We start from the raw sequence: 18,289 nt of genomic DNA, 5'->3' as shown, positions 1-18,289 counted from the left end.
GCATCGACATTATTCCCGACGTGCACGTGCGCACGCCCTTTGCGGAACGCGTACTGGGCAATGACGAAGTAGTGATCATTGGCGGTTGGCGCAACCAATTTCGCGGCACGTTAGTCGGCGCGCCGGGCATTAAGTCGTTTGCCGATCTGCGCGGCAAACGCGTCGGCGACTGGTACAAAGGCGGCATCGCCACCCTGTGGTATGAGCATCAGCTGCGCAAAGCCGGGGTCGATCCCGATCGCGAGATCCAATGGAAGATCGGCTACAAATTTGGCTCCATGCGCGAAGCGTACAAACCGTTGCTCGCCGGCGACACCGACGCGGCGATCGTGCAGAATCCCTACGTGCCGATGTTGCTCGAGCGCGGTTTCAACAAGATTTACGATTTCGTCGAAGACAGCAAGCCGCACGGCCGGCCCGACCGCGTGACCGTGGCGCGCCGCAGCTTCGTGGCCCGCAATCCCGAGATCATCAAGCGCTACTGGAAAGCTTCGATTCGTGGCTATCAATTTATCCGTATCGCGCCGGAGAATTATCCTTTTCTCCGCTTCGTCGAGGCGAAACTCCGGCTGACCAACCCCGACGAAGCCGAGCGCATGCGCGATCTTTGGTCGATGGAATTGATGGAAGGAGCTTTTTTTCCGATGGATGGCCAATTGAGCGCTGAGGGAGTGTGGCGCATTCTCGAAGAACATCAAGACGCCGGCGTGCTCGCCAAGTCGATTAGCCGCGCCGACGTAGAACAGATGATACAACAAGAGCTGGTACGCGAAGCATGGGCGGAAATTTCCCAAACCGACGAAATTAAGCGCAACCTCGAACGGCTCCAACCCGTCATCGAACGGCACGGCTATTGAAGAAAGCAAAAACTAAAAAGTAATAAGGCAAAAAGATGATCGGCGAGACACTCTAGAATGGAAAAGGTCAGGGACAAATGAAACTTCGAGTGGGTAATGGTTGTTGGCACACGCGGCACGTGCTTGACGCCGCGGTGGCTTTGGAAGCAGGCTTTTATGCTCAAGAGGGGCTTGATGTCGAGGTCGTACACGCAAAAATCAATCCCGGGGGCATCGATTCCACCCGCCCGGACGGCGAGCGCTACGACGAAGTCGGCACGGTGCTGCGCGACATGGTCGCTTTCGGCATCGACATCATTCCCGACGTGCACGTGCGCACGCCGTTCGCCGAACGCGCGCTTGGCAACGACGAAGTGCGCATCATCGGCGGCTGGCGTAATCAGTTCACCGGCACGTTGGTCGCTGCGCCGGGAATTGAATCGATCGCCGCTTTGCGCGGCAAGCGCGTCGGCGATTGGTATAAGGGTGGCATCGCCACCCTGTGGTACGAGCACCAGATGCGCAAGGCGGGCATCGATCCGGACCGAGAGATCGATTGGAAGATCGGTTATAAATACGGCTCCATGCGCGATGCCTGGCGGCCTCTGCTAGCTGGAGAAACCGACGCGGCGATAGTGCAGAATCCCTTCGTGCCGCAATTGCTGGAACGCGGCTTCAACAAGCTTTACGATTTCGTCGAAGACAATAAACCGCACGGCCGACCTGACCGCGTCACGGTGGCGCGCAAGTCGTTCGTCGAGCGTAACCCGGAGATTGTCAAGCGCTACTGGAAAGCGGCGATTCGCGGCTATCACTTCATGCGCATCGTCCCGGAGAATTTTCCGTTTCAGCGTTTCGTCGAAGCCAAGCTGCGCGTCGACAGTCCGGATGAATCCGAGCGCATGCGCGACCTCCGGCCCATGAGCATCATGGACAGCGCCTTTCATCCGCTCGACGGCCAGTTGACCGTCGAAGGGGTGTGGCGAATCTTGGCGGAACACCAAGACGCCGGCGTGTTGTCGAAGTCGCTCACCCGGCGCGACGTGGAAGAAGTCATCCGCCAGGAACTGGTGCAGGAAGCCTGGGCCGAGATGTCGCAGACCGACGAGGTGAAGCGAAGCTTGGAACGGCTCCTGCCCGTGGTCGAGCGCTACGGATATTAGAAGAAAGTAAAAGTTCAAAATAGAAAATTAAAAATAAGGATTAACGAGGCGGGAGGAAAGTGAAACTTCGAGTTGGCAACGGCTGCTGGCATGCCGGACATGTGCTTGACGCTTCGGTCTGTTTGGCGGCAGGCTTCTATGCTCAAGAAGGGCTGAATGTTGAGGTGGTTCACGCCAAAGTGAATCCCAATGGAATCAGTTCGAGCCGTCCCGACGGCGAGCGTTACGACGAGATCGGCACCGTGCTGCGCGACATGATCGCCTTCGGCATCGACATCATCACCGACGTGCACGTGCGCACGCCCTTTGCCGAGCGCGCCTTGGGCAACGACGAGCTGAGAATCATCGGCGGCTGGCGCAATTGGCTTCCCGGCGCATTGGTCACCGCGCCGGGGGTGAAGTCCATCGCCGACCTCAAAGGGAAACGCATCGGCGATTGGTATAAAGGCGGCATCGCGACCATGTGGTTCGAGCATCAGTTGCGTAAGGCGGGCGTCGATCCCGATGGCGAAATCGACTGGAAGATCGGTTGGAAGTACGGCGCCATGAAAGCGTCCTGGAAGCCGCTGCTCGCCGGCGAGACCGACGCCGCCATCGTGCAGACGCCCTACGTGCCGCGGCTTTTAGAGCAAGGTTTCAACAAGCTCTACGACTTCGTCGAAGACACCAAACCCTACGGCCGGCCGGATCGTGTGACGGTAGCGCGCAAATCGTTCATCGAGCGCAACCCTGAAGTCATCAAACGTTACTGGAAAGCGGCCATTCGCGGCTATCAATACATCCGCATCGTGCCGGAGCATTTTCCTTTCCAGCGCTTCGTCGAAGCCAAGCTCCGCGTCGACAACCCGGACGAGTCGGAACGCATGCGTGATTTGCGCCCTCTCGACGTCATGGAAGGCCGCTTTCACCCGATGGACGGCCAACTGAGCGTCGAAGGCGTGTGGCGCATCCTGCAGGAGCATCAAGACGCCGGCGTGCTGTCGAAGTCAATCACGCGCCGCGATGTCGAAGAGGTCGTGCGCCAAGAACTCGTCCAAGAAGCCTGGGCGGAAATCTCCCAGACCGACGAGGTCAAACACAATATCGAACGCCTCCAGCCGGTGATCGAACGGGTAGGCTATTAACCAAACTCCCACCGTGAGCAATAATCGCGGATCGCGGACATCCCCCTGTGAAAACGGCGGACCGCGCGGAATTTACATTCGCCGCGTTTAAAATAGCGCGGACTAGATTAAGAGATTAGGTCATCATCGAGCGGTTCCAATGGGTAACGCAATAGAAACCCTCAAGACGTCGCGCTCAGTCATTCGCTGGCCGCAGCTGCGCACCCATGCTCTGCCACTGATCGGCGTTTTCTTTACAGTTTGGTTGATCGTCGTTCCGCTGTTTACGCTGCTAGTCTTTAGCTTCCGCCTGGGCACCCCTTGGCAGCCCGGCGCCTTCACTTTGCAGCATTACTTGACTGCCTATTCCGACCCACAAGTCTATCTGATGTTTTTTAACACTGTGATTTTAGCGGCCACCAGTACGACGGTGGCGTTGGCCATCGCAGTCTTCTTCGCCTTTCTCACCGAACGCACGGACATGCCGTTTCGAAACCTCGCCTGGGGCTTGATGCTGGTGCCGATGGCCGTGCCCGGCATTTTCTTCGCGATCTCGTGGGTCTTTCTGCTCTCGCCGCAAATCGGCTTGATCAACATCTAGCTGCGCTCCTTGCTCGCGCTTTTCGGCGTCGAACTCAGCGAAGGTCCGCTGAATATTTACAGCCTATGGGGCATGATATTCTTGGAAGGGATCAGAGGCGTGACGACGGTATTTCTGATCGTGGTCGGCGCCTTCCGCGCCATGGACCCGAGCCTCGAGGAAGCGGCGCGAGTCTCCGGCGCGTCCAACCGAACCAGCTTCTTTCGCATCTTTATCCCGCTGCTCACACCCACGCTCTTAGCGGCCGGCATGTATAGTTTCATGACCCACTTGGAAGCGCTGGAGATTCCCATCATCATCGGCTTTCCGTCGCGGATTTACGTATTCCCAACCTACATCTATTTTGTCGCGCAGCGTTTCATGCCGCCCCAGTAAGGCCTCTCCGCGGCGCTCGGCGCGAGTTTTCTGATCGTCAGCATTTTATTGGTCTACGGCTATCACCGCATGGTCGGCCACGGCGGGCGCTTCGCGACGATCACCGGCAAGGGTTATCGACCGCGCCTGATCGCTTTGGGTAAGTGGCGCTACCCGGCGTTCGGCGCCTTTGTGCTTTACTTCACGCTCACCATCGCCTTGCCGACGCTGATCCTTTTGTGGCGATCTCTCGTGCGTTTTTACGTCATGCCTTCATGGTCGGCATTAGCGCAAGTGACGTTAAAAAATTACTGGGAGGTCTTCGCCGAGGATCAGATCATGAGGGCTCTCATCAACACGCTGATCGTCGGCGTGACGACGGCGACCTTGACCATGTTTCTGTGCTTGATCGTCGGCTGGGTGATTGTCAGGAGTAAGTTCAAAGGCCGCGCTCTGCTCGACGGCCTACCCTTCCTGCCCCATGCGATCCCCGGCGTGACCATCGGCATCGCGCTGATCTTTCTCTATTTGAATCCGCCGCTAAATGCGCTGCCGCTTTACGGCACCATCTGGATCATCGTGCTGGGCTTAACCGTGGGATATACGACATTCGGCAGCCGGGCCATGAACGGCGCCATCGCGCAAATCCACAGTGAACTTGAGGAAGCCGGGAAAACTTCCGGAGCCTCCTGGGGCACGATCATGCGCCGCATCATCCTGCCACTACTCTTGCCCGCTTTCGTCAGCGGCTGGATCTGGATCGCTGCTCACTCACTCCGGTCGTTCTCCGTGCCGCTGATCTTATCGAGCAGGGACAGTCTAGTGCTCTCGGTGGTGATGTGGGACCTGTGGAATAACGGCCGCGCCGGGGCAACCGCCGCGCTGGGCGTTTTACTCATCGTCGCATTGGCGCTATTAACGATTAGTGGTCGCTGGCTGGTCGGCCGTCTACACCGCCAACAGTAGGTTGATCATAAAATTTGTTTCTTCTAGAGTTAACGTGAAGAGCATTTTATTCTAAGAACTTGGCGCGGTAGACCGGCAACCAAATCGGCAAGAAAGTTCTCACCACGAAGGACACGAAGAGCACGAAGTTCGCAATCTATTCATCCGAGCCCTTCGTGATAAATAAAATCAGGTTGAAGGTGCCGCATGACCCCCACGGAAGCCTGAAGAGCTAAACATAATGAACGACGCTGAAACCATCGCCGGGGCACCGGCTGAACTGGAAAAAATCGGCGAGGTTCTGCGGCTGTATACCAAGGCGTTAAGCGGCCATGAAATTCGCCTGATTCCGCGCGGCGGTGCCAGCGCGCGCGGCGCCGGTTGGGCCACACCCAGCGCTGACGGCAAGGCGATTTCGCTCATGCTGCCGGCGAAAATCGATCGCTTCCCATCGGAGCGCGAGAATTTCGCTTGGTACAAAGTCATTGTCACCCATCAGGCCGGCCATGCCGAATTCGGCACCTTCGAATTTTCAATGCGCCGAGCTTCGCAGTGTTTCCAAGATTGGCGCCCATCTCTGGCGCAAAAACTTTCCGCCGATGCAACCGACGATCGCCAGGCGCTGCGCGAACTTTTTCCCGATCCCTTACTGGGCATGACGATTTTTGACGGCGTTGAAGATGCCCGCGTCGATAGCCAAGTATTGCACCGCTATCCGGGCATCGAGAGCGCATACCGGCAAGTCGCACTCAGGGTTCTTGCCGAACGGCCGCGGCTTGGCGCGCTGCCGCTGCGCGAAGCATTGGTCGAAGGTCTGGTGCAAGCGAGTCTTGGCGGCACGCCGCTGCGCGAAGCGCCGGAAAGTTTGCAACAACCTTTGGCGTCTGCCCTCGAACATCTGGCGCGCGTCAACGACTCCAACGCCACGGTGGAAGACTCTGCGGAAGCGGCGTTGCGCATCTATCAGATCGCCGCCGCGCTCCCCAACGTCGTTGATAATGACAACTGCTGTGATGATCATGAGCACGAGCACCACCAGCGCCATTCAGACAATGAGCAAACCCCCGACCGGCTCGACGAGTCGGTGAAGAACCCCGAAGAACTGCCTTTTAAAGCGCCGCCTGAAGTCGAGTTTCGCTTGCAGATGGACGAATCGCTTCTCGACCGCAAAGAGCAAAAGTCCAACGGCGAGAATCAACCGCCAGACGAGCTTATCGAAAACGCAGCCGACGGCCCGCTGCAACGCGACGAGCCTTTTTGTTATCTCTATCCCGAATGGGATTTTCGCGCCGGCGCTTTCAAAGATCGCTGGTGCCGGGTGCGTGAGCGCATCATGGAAGAAGGCACCTCGGACTTTTATACCGAGACGCTAACTGAATACCGCTGGCTGGTCAGCCAAGTACGTGCGCGTTTTGAGCACTTCTTGCCCGAGCTATTCCGCAAGGTGACGCGCCGCTACGACGGCGAAGATGTCGACCTCGATCAATTAGTCGATCTCGTCGTCGATCTCCGGGCCGGCGCCACGCCGTCGGAAAAAATCTACTGGCGGCGCGAGCGCACCCAGCGCGACGTTGCCGTCGCCCTACTGCTCGACATGAGTGCGACCACGAATGAGTACGTCCAACTGGAAGCCGCCCGCGCCGTCCGTCCAACCGTGGCCACGGCTGAGAGCTACAGCCAGTATCTCCGCCAAATCGCCAGCGGCGTCGACGAGCGCGGTAAACCGCTGCGCAAGCGCACCATCGACATCGAAAAGCAGGCGACGATCGTTTTGCTGCAAGCGCTGGAAAGCATCGGCGACAGCTACGCGGTTTACGCCTTTTCCGGCAGCGGCCGCGGCGACGTAGAGTTTCACGTCGTCAAAGACTTCGCCGAATCATTGAGCCAGCGCATTGCCCGACGCTTCGACGGCATCGCGCCGGCCCATGCCACGCGCATGGGCGCGGCGATCCGCCACGCCGTCAGAAAACTCGAACGGGTCGAGGCGCAAACCCGTCTGTTATTTCTCGTTAGCGACGGCAGACCCTATGACCGCGATTATGGCCGCGACACCAATGATCAAGACTACGCGGTCAACGACACCCGCCAAGCGCTGCGTGAAGCGGCGCGGCGAAAAATTCGTCCGTTCTGTTTGACCGTGGATAAAGAAGGCGCCGACTACATGCGCGCCATGTGCGAAGATTTGCCCTATGAAATCGTCGCCCGCGTCGAAGATCTACCGATCAGTCTGATCACGGCCTATCCGAAATTGACCGCGTGAATAAACGAAGCCACTTCGCGGACTGGGAATTGACCCCACCGCTGATTAAAACATCGCAAAGGGATGCTCGCCCACTTTGGAATCCCCATTTAAATGGTTCCACGCGGCAAGCAGCGTGGTCAACGAATAATCGCTCTAGCCCGGAAAGATCGCGTCGACGACTTCTTGTAGGCTTTGCGCGACTTCCTTGTCGTCGGTGAGCGCTTGCACCACGGCAACCTGGCAAGCCAGCCGCGGCGCGATACCCGTGCTGATCAACGTGCCGGCGTAAATCAGCAAGCGCGTGCTGACGCCCTCCTGGAGCCCATGCTCGCGCAGGTTGCGCACCTTGGCGCCCAAGCGCGCCAATTGGCCAGCGTCATCCTCCGACAAACCGCTTTCGTGGCGGATGATTTCCCGCTCGCGATCCTCGGGCGGATAATCGAACTCGATGGCGACGAAACGTTGGCGCGTGCTGTGCTTTAAATCTTTGAGCACCGTCTGATAGCCGGGATTGTAAGAAATCACCAGGAGAAAATTTTCGTGCGCCTGTACCACTTGGCCGCGCCGCTCGATGGGCAAAATGCGCCGATGATCGGTGAGCGGATGGATCAATACCGTGGTGTCTTTGCGCGCTTCGACAATCTCATCGAGGTAGCAAATCGCGCCGGCTTTCACCGCGCGCGTCAACGGCCCGTCGAGCCAACGAGTCTCCTGTGCTTCGAGCAGGTAGCGGCCAACCAAATCCGTTGCCGTGAGATCCTCATGGCAGGCAACCGTGATCAGCGGCACCGGGCCCAAGCGGTGCGCCATGTATTCGGCAAAGCGCGTCTTGCCGCAGCCGGTGGGACCTTTGAGCAGCACGGGAAGCTTTTTCGCATACGCCGCTTCAAACACTTCTACCTCCGACCCGACCGGCAGATAGAACGGTTGCTCCGTGGCGACGAATTCTTCAAAGGCGTATTCCTGGTAAGTCGATTTGGCCATGACGCGAAGTTCCTTTGCTGTGCGATACAAAGATGCTTCAGCATAGTTACTACCGGTGTTCGGGTGAGTCAAATCAACGGCTGGATGATTGACGGTTTCCATGCCATCGGGTTAGTTTTCAACGTAGTCATCGTCACGCGCGAAGGAGAACTCCGATGAAAACATGGCGGCAAATGTTCAGCGTCATCGTTGTAATACTTTTTGCCGGCAGCGCATCGCTCTTTGCCCAATCCGCCAATCTTTACAATCAACTGGTTGAGGCGTCGAAAAGCGAAGTGGCCAAAAAAGGTGGCAAGATCACCATCGCACTCAACTGGACCAATCCCCAGGGCAAGGCGATGGTTGACGAGTTTAAAAAAGACTTCTCGTTCATCAAGGAGAGCAAGTTCGAACGGGTGCGCACCGTGGAAGAAGCCTAGCGCGCGCTGATGGAATTCAAAGCGGGACGGCCGCAGCAGGTCGACGTGACGACGATATCGGATGAAGTGTGGCCGGCGTATCACGAGGCCGGCGCGTTGGTAAAACCGCCATCCGAATATCAAAGGCTGGCCAAAGCGTTGCCCCAAGGCTGGCCCACGCTCGATCCCCGGGTGGTCGATCCGCACGGCTATTTTCTCGCCACCACCGGCGCGGTGCGCGGCATCGCCTACAACAAGACGCTGGTGGCGGCCGACAAGGCGCCGAAACGATGGGAAGATTGTTTAGATCCGATGTGGCGCGGCAAAGTGCTCTATGACCCGCGCCCCAAGTTGACCTCCTTGCAGCACGATCCCAAGACCCGCGATGCGCATCTGAAATGGCTGCGCGGACTATTGGAGAATAAAGTCGTGCTCAACCGCGGCATGGATGAAAATCTCCAGAAAGTCGCGGCGGGGGAATTCCCGATCAATTGCGCCGCCAATTATCATAACGCCATGCCGATGATCGACGAGGGCGCGCCGATCGGTTTCGTCCTGCCCGACCCGATCCCGCTCGAGCTTGGCACCCAGATGTTTGTCACCAAATGGACATTGCCCGCGACCACTCAACTGTTTGCGCTGTGGGCCGCCACGAAAGCTCAGCCGGTGGTGGAAAAGTCCGGTTACCGCGGCTTTCCCTGGGACCCGACCTCGCGCAAATACGCCATGGCGCAAAAAAATACATCGCCGTCTGCGGTCCCGATTGTTTGAGTCTGGCGGCGGACAAATACGATCAAGAGCACGCCAGGATACTGAAGTTGCCGGGCGCTAAGTAGCGCCCCTACCCGAAATATTCGTCCTATCAGGAAATCAAGCGGCAGAATGCCGATCGCGGTGAAACTTCTGTATCCTCGCTGACGCGCGGAAATTCAAATCGCAGGTTTCAAATGTAGAATTTGCCAAGTGCAATCCCGAACGGATCGCCTTCGCTCCGGAGGGGTTTCTCCGCGAGCGCGCTCGCACCGCTAAAATTCCGCACGGCGCTCAGGCGATCAAGGTGCGAGCCTGGAGGAACGAAGGCATCGGCGCGACGATTCAACAGGTGCGCTTGCGCCGATTTTCGAACTGATCGCCGCTAATCGCACAAGCAATTTGGCACGCGGGCGCCTTCAAGGCACGGGTGATTTGCCTCCATTCCGGAAGGGTCGCGCCTCGAACGCCCTCCGATCGCGAGTCATCGAGGTACTTTTAAGTGTTGAGCTGCCGATGCGCGGCGCGGAGAAACGACAGATCGGTCACCTCGTCGAGCGTCACGCGCCGGTCGGTGGACCTCATCGTGCCAACTACGGTCGCCATATAATCGATCACCGACGGCACCAACTCACCCACAAACCCTTCACGGAGAATCTTGTAATTGCCCGCCGCTTCATCGCGGCTCAAATTGGGAATGCGCTTGAGCGCGACCTCAACCGCTTCCTCCTCGTGGGTTTTCAGATACTTCGTCGCCCGGACCACCGCGGTGACAATCTTTTGCATGGTTTCCGGTTCTTGCTTAATCAGAGAAACGCCGGCGGCCAAGCCGCCTTCGTACCAGCCCATGCCCGGATCGGGATAGTAAAGCGGCTTGAAGCCCGCCTTGGTGCCCCAGTATAAAAACTGGCTGCGCGCGAACACCGCGGCAATGGTCGGGTCCTCGAACGCCTTGGCGCGTCCGACGCTGTCGCCTTGAACGACTTCAACGTCGATCCCGGGGCACAATCCGTAACGCGAACAGAGAAAGCGGAAATCGGTGTTCGACCGCCCGCCGCCGGACATGACTTTTTTGCCTTTGAGGTCGGCAATAGTTTGAATCTCCGGGCGCGCCACGCAAGGGAATTTTGTCAGCGTGGTGGCGTAAAGAAATTTGAGCGCGTGGCCCTGGCCCAACACCGCTTCCATGGCGTTGGTCAAAGAGCAGAGAAAACCGACCTCACCTTTGTCGACCAGTTGCGCCAGCGTTTGGCCACCGTGGCTCTGCACTTGCACGCAGTGGGCGCTCACTCCCTCGGCATCGAAAAAACCTTTTTCCTCGGCGGCGAGCAGCGGCAAAAAAGTCATCGTCGGATAGGGCAAAGCGATCAGCATGGAATTTATCTCACTTTCAGTTGTCGGGTGGCGAGGTAGCGGCCGCTAAAAGTCATCGCCAGCATGATCAATATTAACAGGACCCCCAAAGCCGAGGCGTGGCGCAGGTCGCCGGCTTCCCAATGGGACCAGATGAGAAACGAAATGACGTTATTCGACGTCGAGTTGAGCATCAGCGCCATCGACAGCTCGCGCATTGCGTGAACGGCGACCCAAATAGCCACCCCGGCCATGGTCGGCAGCATCAGCGGCACGACGATTCGGCCGAACACGGTCGCCGAAGTAGCGCCGCTCACCCGTCCAGCCTCTTCGAGCTCCTTGTGAATCTGGATAATGCTGGCGCTCATCGTGCGCATGCTGAACGGCAGGTAGTTGGTGACGAAACCGACGAGAATAATCAGCGAGGTGCCGTAAATCGGAATAAAATCAAAAGTAAGATAAACATAGATCAGCGCCAGAGCTAACACCACGCTCGGCACCGCGTGGGGTAGAAACGTCAGCACTTCGAGCACGCGCCGGCCGAAGAATTTGGAACGTAAAATTACCCAGGCGGCCGCGGCGGCGAGCAGAGTGGTGAGCGCCGCCGAGCTGAGCATGAGCCAGAAAGTATTCATGACCGCCTTGGCGACTTCAGGGTCGTTGACCAAATCGTGGTAGCTCGCCAGGGAAGCCGCCGCGAGCGCCGCCACGGACGGCGCCTGGTAAAAAGGAATCAAGCTCGCCCAGAACATGATCAGGATCGGCAACAGCGCGGCGAGCGCAAAGTAGCCGACAAAAAATCCCAAGGCGAGATATTTCCAAATGCCGAGATCGATCAGCCGGGGACGATAACCTTTGCCGGTCACCGTAGCGTATCGTTCACTGTGCCGGGTCGAACGCTGGTAAAAGTAGATCAGAAAAATGCTGATCACCAGATAGGTTGAACTGAGCGCGCTCGCCTCGCCGTAGTTGGCGCCGCCGCCGTAGGTCGACGTGGTCGCGTAGTAAATTTTTGAACTGAACACGAGAATGCCATTGCGCAAACCGAGCACGCCGGGAATCTCGAAACTCTCGATGGCGGTCATGAAGACATAAATGCTCGCGGTGAGGATCGCCGGCAGCATGATGCGCAGCGTGATGCGCGTGGTGGTGATCCATTTGGTCGCCCCCGACACCAGCGCCGCTTCTTCCAGCGACGGGTCCATGGCGCGAAAGGCGCCGACCAACAACAAAAACGTCGTCGGCACTAGCCGCAATCCCTCGGTGAAAATCATACCGCCCAGCGAGTAGATGTTGAACGGCGCGTTCTCAAGGCCAAAGACAAACATCGCCGCCTTGTTGATGATACCGACGTTGGGACTGAGCAAGAGCACCCAAGCCATCGACAGCAACATGCCGGGCATCGCCACCGGCGCGATCACCAGCGCATAGGCGAAAGTGCGCAGCGGCGTGTTGGTGCGCTCGATCAGCCAGGCGAACATGACCGCCACCGGCAGCGCGAGCAGCACCGATCCGGTGGCGAAAACAAAGGAGTTGTAAAACAACTCCAACAGCGCCGGACTGCCGTAGGCGCGCACATAGTTGGCAAAGGTTAGCCGGCTCAAGTCAAAAGTGCCGGGGCCGCCGCGCATGAAGCCGCCGATAATCAGCAGCACCATCGGCACCCCGACCAGGTAGGCCACCAAGCCGACCAAGCCGGGTATCAATAGATTGGACCATTGCGGCCAGGCAAAACGGCGCGCGTGCCGACGCCAGACCAGGGACGATGGCAGGTCTTGCACTAAGTTGCCTGTGGGTGCGAGATCATTTCTTCGAGCCGATGAGCGTCATCAGTTTGTCTTCAATGTCGTCATGCTTGAGCGCCTTCTCGGTATCGCCCCATCCGACTACGGCGAGTTTTTTGCCGATCAGCATCCTTGCGCGTTGGAATTCCGTCGAAGACTTCGAGGCGGGAAAAGAGCCGGCGCGGTCCAACACGCTGAGAACTAATTTTATCGCCGATATGCGCAGCGTCGAAGTCGAGAAGATGCCCGGCGCTGGTGAAGGCTTCGCTAGCATGCATTTCAAACTATCCAACAACACGGTGATTTGTCACGCCGCGGAGTTCGAAGTCGGTAAATACAAACGCGCGCATCGCCACGGCGGTGGGGCGCATATCATCTTGCTCAATGGCAAAGGTTATTCCTTGATGTGGCCGAGCGGCAAAGAGAATGAGAAGATGACGATTCCGTGGAAAAAAGGAACGATCATCGTGCCGGCCGCCGGGTGGTTTCACTTTCATTTCCCGACCAGCACGACGCCGACGCGCTATCTGGCGCTGCGCGGCAGTTTTGGCGTGGAAGGAAAATACAAGACCACGCTGAGCGTCAGCAAAGGCGGCGACTGCATCGACTATAAAGTAGAAGACTCAGAGATCAGGCGGCTTTACGAAAAGGCGCTGGCCGAGGAAGGGATCAGGTCCAGCATGACGCCGTCGTTGTATGCATAGCAGCGGTTGTCACCGGTGTAAACCCATGGGCGAGGCGCGTGGTGAGCGAGTGATTCAGCGTTTGCGTCGCTTCCACGAATCGATGATCGCGCTCGAATCGTACACGTCGAAGATCTTTTCCAGGTAGTTCACGGCGGCGGCGTAATCCTCCGGCGAATTCGTGCCGACGCAGTCGCGCGCGACGACGGCGTAAAAGCCGCGGCAGATCGCCTCGCGGGCAGTGCCGTTGATGCCGGTGGCCACGTTGACGCCGGTCAAAACGATGGTTTTGATGCCGTGTTGGCGCAACGTCCACTCAAAGGACGTGCCAAGAAAAGCGTTGGGAATAAATTTCTCAAAGACGATTTCGTTGTCCTTCGGCCGCATCGCTTCGACCAATTGCGGTTTGGCGGGAAATCCTTTGGGCTCGGGCTCGCGCGCGATGGCCGCGACCGATTTGCCGGCTCGGATGAGTCTCATGCGCACGGTCGGCGCGCCGGTGTCGCCAACGATACGCATGTTGTTTTGATGCGAGAAGATTCTCAGCACGCCGTGCTCGCGGGCCGCCCCGAGCATACGAGAACCGTTACGGATGAGATCGTCCGTGCTGTAGCGGTTCAAGACGACATTTTCCGCGAAGTCCCACAGAAGCAAGGCCGTGTGTTTGGGATCGACTAGCTCGTCCAGAGTATCAAGGATATCCATTCCTGCGTAACTGATCATCGGTAACTACCCCCTTCTACGGCGACGATACTTAAGCCATATTACTTGTCATCGTTGCCTGTCAAGCAGAGTCGCGAATGCGGCGCGATTGTTAAAATTTCCTAACTTCACTAGACTCTGAGCCGGATCATTTCGGAGGCGGGAAAATTTCGCAGGCTTCTGCGCTGTCAATCTTCATCGTTGCGTTACACTTGCGTGAGCCTGTTTGGGCGCAGGAAAGATTTCTCGTGCGGCAGTAGAGGTAATTTTATGCAGATGAAAAAGCGACCTCTGCTAGTGAGTTTCGCCCTTTTGTCTATGTTGTGGCTGGGACAATCAGGCTACAGCCAAGAAAAAAAACTTGAGCGGCTGATCCTCGCCACTTCGACCGTGGGATTAGGCCGCATTCCGATATTGGTGGCGCAAGAGCAGAGGCTATTTCAAAAGCATGGCCTAGAGGTCAACATCGTCTACATCCGTGGCTCGTCGACTTCGCTGCAATCACTGCTCGCCGGCGAGGTACAACTCGTCGTCGGCGGCGGCCAGGGTACTATCGGCGCGGCCGCGCGCGGCGCGCCGGTCGTCATCATCAGCAACTTTTCATCGACGCCCAATCAACTGGTCGCATTGCCGCCGATCACTTCGATCGGTCAATTGAAAGGCAAAATTATCGGCGCCAGCCGTCCGGGAACTTCGACCGATTTCGTCTTGGATCGCTTGCTGCCGCGTCTCGGTCTCATTCCGGGTAAGGACGTGAAGCTTTTACCCACCGGCTTGCTCGTGTCCGAGGAGAGACTTGCCTTGCTGTTGCAGAAACGAGTAGACGCCACGCTGGCCAATCAGGAAAGCGTTTCGCAATTCCAACGCAAAGGCCACCCGCTCAACGTCCTTGCCGACGCCTTGGCCTATAGCGTCAACTCGACTATCGATTTTTCCACTTCGAGACAATTTCTCACCACGCAGCGCACACAGCTGAAAGCATTTATCAAAGCCGTTTCGGAAGGGATATGGCTGGCCAAAATCGATAAAGAGATCGCCTTCCGTGTGATGCTGAAGCAGCTCAAAGTCGACCCACGCTTCTTGGAATCGACCCACACCAACTACGTCGTCAGACTGCACCCGGAAAAACCCTATCCGATCCGTGAGTCCCTGGAAGCGGCGATCGAAGACATGACTCCGGCTATCCCTGAGCTCAAGGGCAAAAAGCCCTCCGACTTCGCGGACTCCAGCCTGGTCGCCGAGTTGGACAAAGAAGGATTTTTCGAACAACTGAAGCGCTGATACTTTTCTGCTGTAGAAACTTGACTCCGATCAAAACACCTTGATAGGTTGGCCGCGATCACGTGGCAAGGTGGTTTCCTTGCTCATTCTAGAATCTCACAGGAGTCACATGAAACTACGGGTCGGCAACGGTTGTTGGCATGCGGGCCATGTGCGGGCGGCGACATACGCATTGGAAGCCGGACTTTTCACCCAGCAAGGTCTGGATGTCGAGATCGTTCACGCCAAAATCAACCCCAAGGCGATCGATTCGAGCCGGCCCGGCGGCGAGAGATATGACGAAGTCGGCACGGTCGTGCGCGACATGATCGCGTTTGGCATCGATATTATTCCCGACGTACATGTGCGCACGCCGTTTGCGGAGCGCGCTTTGGGCAATGATGAAGTGCGGATCATCGGCGGCTGGCGCAACTGGTTTTCCGGCACGCTGGTGACTGCCCCGGGCGTCAAGTCGATCGCCGAGCTGCGCGGCAAAAGAATCGGCGACTGGTATAAAGGCGGCATCGCGACCATGTGGTTCGAGCACCAGCTGCGCCAAGCCGGCGTTGATCCCGACCGCGAGATCGATTGGAAAATTGGCTACCTCTACGGCTCCATGCGCGAAGCTTGGAAGCCGCTCTTGCGCGGCGAAACCGATGCCGCGATCGTCGCCAACCCGTTCGTGCCGACGCTTTTAGAGCAAGGATTCAACAAGCTTTATGATTTCGTCGAAGACACCAAACCCCACGGCCGCCCCGACCGTGTCACCATCGCGCGCAAATCTTTCATCGAACGAAACCCGGAACTGGTTCTCCGCTACTGGAAAGCGCAGATTCGCGGCTATCACTCGATCCGCATGGCGCCGGAGAATTTCCCGTTTCACCGTTTTGTCGAGGCCAAGCTCAGAGTCGACAATCCCGACGAGTCCGAACGCATGCGCGATCTGCTGTCGCCGACGCTGATGGAGAGTTACTTTGTACCGTTAGACGGCCACGTCAGCGAAGAAGGAGTGTAGCGCATTCTGGAAGAGCATCAGGACGCCGGCGTGCTATCGCACTCGATCACACGCCAAGACGTCAAGGAAGTAATCCGCCAAGAGTTGGCTCAAGAAGCATGGCACGAGATCTCGCAGACCGAAGAGGTCAAGCGCAATCTCGAACGGCTGCAACCACTCGTTGAGAAGTATGGCTACTGATCAGCCGACCGGTGAGGCGATGTGAACCGAACCACCCTCGGCTCGATGCCGAGGGATTTCGACAATGTTGACTGGAAGTCGACTGCCCCATCCGTCTTTCCCGCGAATCCGCCAAAGGACGGATCAGCCTCAGGCTGAAGCGGGAATCCAGGTTCTCCGTGTTCGTCACTCCCGCGCCACCCTGGATGCCGGTTTTCACCGGCATGACGGATTTTGACTTCTCCTGAAGCATGTCCTGAGTACCGTCGAAGTGGCGAGGGAATTCAACCATCTCCGGGAAGGACATTGATTGTCGTTCTCTCATATCGTCTAGCAAAGCTCTCTCAGCTCAACGCCGTGCTGCCGGATACCAGCACGTCGCTCTTCACACCTTCGACCCAAGAAGTTGAATCGGCAACGACCTTCGAAGTCGCGCGCACGCGGTACACACGAGGATCTTTAACCCCTGGTGGGAGCGTGCCGCGCTCGCGCAGCGCTTTGGCCGCGTTGAGCAACATTCGGCGCGCCTTAATGGTGGCGTAATCGCCGCTGCAGAGATTTTCCTTGCTCCGATCGAGGATCGGCGTCGGCCCTTCGTTCTCAGTGACGCAGCGGTCTTGGAGATTCACCCCGGTGATGCCCATCCGTTGGGTGCGATGCACGTCCCAAGAGATCAGATAATCGTTTGCCTTAGTCGCTTTCGGCCGGATGAAACTATAAGGCTCATGGGTCGCCGGTAAATACTCTTCTTCCGGGAAATTCAATCGGTCGCCTTTTTTACCCGACTGCATAATTTCCTTCGTCGGGTACCAATTAATTTGCCATTTGATCGAGTTCTCGTCGTCAATGGGCGTATAAATGCGCGCGCCGCGCAATTCGCTGCCCGGCGGCATCGAATAGAAGGGCATGATGAATTGGTTGACGCGCCACAAGTCCTCGCCCGCGCCGAACGGCCGTTTGGCGCCGTACATGAAGCCCGCCGCCGTGTCGACGATCTCGATTGCCATCGGTGTCCGCATGCCCGATTTGTTAGCGACCAACTGCTGCGAGGGCTGGTGTTCTTCGGCCACTTTCTCATCGGCCAAATTATAAGGCGAATGGAGCCACATGACATGCGTCGCGTCGATGCCGCCTTCGAGTACCTGGAGGTAATTGCATTCTTGGTGAAACACACGGTAGGTGCGTTGCTCGTCAGGGACTAGCGCAAATTCAAATTCAGGCAACGCAGGTAGTTCTTTCGACGGACCCATATATGTCCAGATGATCCCGCCGTACTCGACACAAGGATAACCAGGGTGATGAATGGCATCACGAAACTGTTGATCAGCAGGAATGTTCGGCATCTCCATACAGCTGCCGTCAGTCGAATACTTCCAACCGTGGTAGGGACAACGAATGCCGTCGTCCTCGACGCGTCCGAAATAAAGCGGCGCCAAACGGTGCTGACAGTAGGCGCCGACTAAACCAATCTTTCCTTTCAAGGTGCGGAATAGCACCAAGTCTTCGCCAAGAAGCCGTACCCGTAAAGGCTTAACGCCGGACTCTTGAAGGAACGACGACGGAATGACTGCGATCCAGTATTGACGAAACAAATCTCCCATCAGTGTTCCCGGACCAACGCGGGTCAATTGCTCATTCTCTTCTTTGGTAAATGTGAAACCGCTCACTCTTTGGTAGTTTCCAGTTGGCGCTGTCATATGATATTCTCCATTTTGGTATCTGTGCGACCCATTGTCGCTTTATCGGAAGTTCGTTTGACCGAAACTATCCTAGAACATAAATCAATGTCAACGCAACGACATTAGACGGTTGTAGCAAAGTGATTATGTCAGGGGTTAACGGCAACGTAATTATGTCAGGGTGGAAGGATGACAACCCTGACAATGAAAGACGAGAAACGACTAGACGTAATTCAACGAGTATATCGCAGCGAGATCACCGTGGTTGAGGCCGCACG

General features: G+C 57.2%; 17 protein-coding genes. 12 read left to right on the top strand and 5 right to left on the bottom strand.

Annotated features, from left to right (window positions below):
* The first annotated feature begins 2 nt into the window (after window positions 1-2).
* The 7 genes from EXR70_20245 to EXR70_20215 all read left to right on the top strand — a co-directional run bounded on the left by EXR70_20245 (window position 3) and on the right by EXR70_20215 (window position 7,262).
* Entirely contained in the window at window positions 3-857 is an 855-nt protein-coding gene (locus EXR70_20245; protein MSP40824.1) for an ABC transporter substrate-binding protein, read from the top strand.
* Window positions 858-934: 77 nt separating this feature from the next.
* Window positions 935-1,999 carry an ABC transporter substrate-binding protein gene (locus EXR70_20240; GenBank protein ID MSP40823.1) on the top strand — a complete coding sequence of 355 codons (1,065 nt, stop codon included), beginning with the start codon at window positions 935-937 and terminating at the stop codon, window positions 1,997-1,999.
* A gap of 59 nt (window positions 2,000-2,058) precedes the next feature.
* Window positions 2,059-3,123: an ABC transporter substrate-binding protein gene (locus EXR70_20235; protein ID MSP40822.1), complete on the top strand. Its 1,065-nt coding sequence runs from the start codon at window positions 2,059-2,061 to the stop codon at window positions 3,121-3,123.
* A gap of 139 nt (window positions 3,124-3,262) precedes the next feature.
* The gene (locus EXR70_20230) at window positions 3,263-3,703 is read left to right on the top strand and encodes a hypothetical protein (protein MSP40821.1); all 441 of its coding nucleotides are present in this window, start codon (window positions 3,263-3,265) and stop codon (window positions 3,701-3,703) included.
* 9 nt (window positions 3,704-3,712) lie between these two features.
* Complete coding sequence (locus EXR70_20225) at window positions 3,713-4,078, top strand: ABC transporter permease subunit (GenBank protein ID MSP40820.1); 366 nt, start codon at window positions 3,713-3,715, stop codon at window positions 4,076-4,078.
* A gap of 48 nt (window positions 4,079-4,126) precedes the next feature.
* The gene (locus tag EXR70_20220; GenBank protein ID MSP40819.1) at window positions 4,127-5,023 is read left to right on the top strand and encodes an iron ABC transporter permease; all 897 of its coding nucleotides are present in this window, start codon (window positions 4,127-4,129) and stop codon (window positions 5,021-5,023) included.
* A gap of 220 nt (window positions 5,024-5,243) precedes the next feature.
* Window positions 5,244-7,262, top strand: coding sequence for a hypothetical protein (locus tag EXR70_20215; protein ID MSP40818.1), 2,019 nt, complete (start codon window positions 5,244-5,246; stop codon window positions 7,260-7,262).
* A gap of 135 nt (window positions 7,263-7,397) precedes the next feature.
* Here the strand turns inward: EXR70_20215 and EXR70_20210 are convergent, their stop codons facing one another.
* A complete protein-coding gene (locus tag EXR70_20210; protein ID MSP40817.1) occupies window positions 7,398-8,228 on the bottom strand; it encodes a CbbQ/NirQ/NorQ/GpvN family protein in 831 nt (276 codons plus the stop codon).
* A gap of 155 nt (window positions 8,229-8,383) precedes the next feature.
* Between EXR70_20210 and EXR70_20205 the strand changes: the two genes are divergently transcribed.
* Both EXR70_20205 and EXR70_20200 read left to right on the top strand, forming a co-directional pair.
* Window positions 8,384-8,647 (top strand): hypothetical protein, encoded by a 264-nt coding sequence (locus tag EXR70_20205; protein ID MSP40816.1) that lies wholly within the window; start codon window positions 8,384-8,386, stop codon window positions 8,645-8,647.
* A gap of 9 nt (window positions 8,648-8,656) precedes the next feature.
* Window positions 8,657-9,397 (top strand): extracellular solute-binding protein, encoded by a 741-nt coding sequence (locus tag EXR70_20200; protein ID MSP40815.1) that lies wholly within the window; start codon window positions 8,657-8,659, stop codon window positions 9,395-9,397.
* A 477-nt stretch (window positions 9,398-9,874) separates the two neighbouring features.
* On the opposite strand, the gene EXR70_20195 is transcribed toward EXR70_20200, so the two are convergent.
* Window positions 9,875-10,750 carry an ABC transporter substrate-binding protein gene (locus EXR70_20195; GenBank protein MSP40814.1) on the bottom strand — a complete coding sequence of 292 codons (876 nt, stop codon included), beginning with the start codon at window positions 10,748-10,750 and terminating at the stop codon, window positions 9,875-9,877.
* A 5-nt stretch (window positions 10,751-10,755) separates the two neighbouring features.
* Window positions 10,756-12,510, bottom strand: a complete 1,755-nt coding sequence (locus EXR70_20190) for an iron ABC transporter permease (GenBank protein MSP40813.1) — start codon at window positions 12,508-12,510, stop codon at window positions 10,756-10,758.
* Between the two features lie 119 nt (window positions 12,511-12,629).
* Here EXR70_20190 and EXR70_20185 point away from each other — a divergent pair, with 119 nt between their 5' ends.
* The gene (locus tag EXR70_20185) at window positions 12,630-13,217 is read left to right on the top strand and encodes a hypothetical protein (GenBank protein MSP40812.1); all 588 of its coding nucleotides are present in this window, start codon (window positions 12,630-12,632) and stop codon (window positions 13,215-13,217) included.
* A 54-nt stretch (window positions 13,218-13,271) separates the two neighbouring features.
* On the opposite strand, the gene EXR70_20180 is transcribed toward EXR70_20185, so the two are convergent.
* Window positions 13,272-13,919, bottom strand: a complete 648-nt coding sequence (locus EXR70_20180) for a cysteine hydrolase (GenBank protein ID MSP40811.1) — start codon at window positions 13,917-13,919, stop codon at window positions 13,272-13,274.
* Between the two features lie 249 nt (window positions 13,920-14,168).
* On the opposite strand from EXR70_20180, the gene EXR70_20175 reads away from it, so the two are divergent.
* Together EXR70_20175 and EXR70_20170 are read left to right on the top strand one after the other, a co-directional pair.
* Window positions 14,169-15,179 (top strand): ABC transporter substrate-binding protein, encoded by a 1,011-nt coding sequence (locus tag EXR70_20175; GenBank protein ID MSP40810.1) that lies wholly within the window; start codon window positions 14,169-14,171, stop codon window positions 15,177-15,179.
* A gap of 109 nt (window positions 15,180-15,288) precedes the next feature.
* Window positions 15,289-16,173 (top strand): ABC transporter substrate-binding protein, encoded by an 885-nt coding sequence (locus EXR70_20170; protein MSP40809.1) that lies wholly within the window; start codon window positions 15,289-15,291, stop codon window positions 16,171-16,173.
* A gap of 503 nt (window positions 16,174-16,676) precedes the next feature.
* On the opposite strand, the gene EXR70_20165 is transcribed toward EXR70_20170, so the two are convergent.
* A complete protein-coding gene (locus tag EXR70_20165; GenBank protein ID MSP40808.1) occupies window positions 16,677-18,029 on the bottom strand; it encodes an aromatic ring-hydroxylating dioxygenase subunit alpha in 1,353 nt (450 codons plus the stop codon).
* Window positions 18,030-18,289 lie beyond the last annotated feature (260 nt).

It is taken from the genome of Deltaproteobacteria bacterium, from assembly GCA_009692615.1.
In the GTDB taxonomy this organism is placed as follows: domain Bacteria; phylum Desulfobacterota; class Binatia; order UBA9968; family UBA9968; genus DP-20.
The sequence above is the reverse complement of the archived record's forward strand: the minus strand, read 5'-3'. Positions and strand labels throughout refer to the sequence as shown.

What these genes read in the sequence shown, in the direction of transcription:
- EXR70_20180 (MSP40811.1), bottom strand. Translation starts at nt 13,919, where the DNA reads ATGATCAGTTACGCAGGAATGGATATCCTTGATACTCTGGACGAGCTA.
- EXR70_20240 (MSP40823.1), top strand. Translation starts at nt 935, where the DNA reads ATGAAACTTCGAGTGGGTAATGGTTGTTGGCACACGCGGCACGTGCTT.
- EXR70_20165 (MSP40808.1), bottom strand. Translation starts at nt 18,029, where the DNA reads ATGACAGCGCCAACTGGAAACTACCAAAGAGTGAGCGGTTTCACATTT.
- EXR70_20215 (MSP40818.1), top strand. Translation starts at nt 5,244, where the DNA reads ATGAACGACGCTGAAACCATCGCCGGGGCACCGGCTGAACTGGAAAAA.
- EXR70_20195 (MSP40814.1), bottom strand. Translation starts at nt 10,750, where the DNA reads ATGCTGATCGCTTTGCCCTATCCGACGATGACTTTTTTGCCGCTGCTC.
- EXR70_20230 (MSP40821.1), top strand. Translation starts at nt 3,263, where the DNA reads ATGGGTAACGCAATAGAAACCCTCAAGACGTCGCGCTCAGTCATTCGC.
- EXR70_20170 (MSP40809.1), top strand. Translation starts at nt 15,289, where the DNA reads ATGAAACTACGGGTCGGCAACGGTTGTTGGCATGCGGGCCATGTGCGG.
- EXR70_20210 (MSP40817.1), bottom strand. Translation starts at nt 8,228, where the DNA reads ATGGCCAAATCGACTTACCAGGAATACGCCTTTGAAGAATTCGTCGCC.
- EXR70_20175 (MSP40810.1), top strand. Translation starts at nt 14,169, where the DNA reads ATGCAGATGAAAAAGCGACCTCTGCTAGTGAGTTTCGCCCTTTTGTCT.
- EXR70_20205 (MSP40816.1), top strand. Translation starts at nt 8,384, where the DNA reads ATGAAAACATGGCGGCAAATGTTCAGCGTCATCGTTGTAATACTTTTT.
- EXR70_20200 (MSP40815.1), top strand. Translation starts at nt 8,657, where the DNA reads ATGGAATTCAAAGCGGGACGGCCGCAGCAGGTCGACGTGACGACGATA.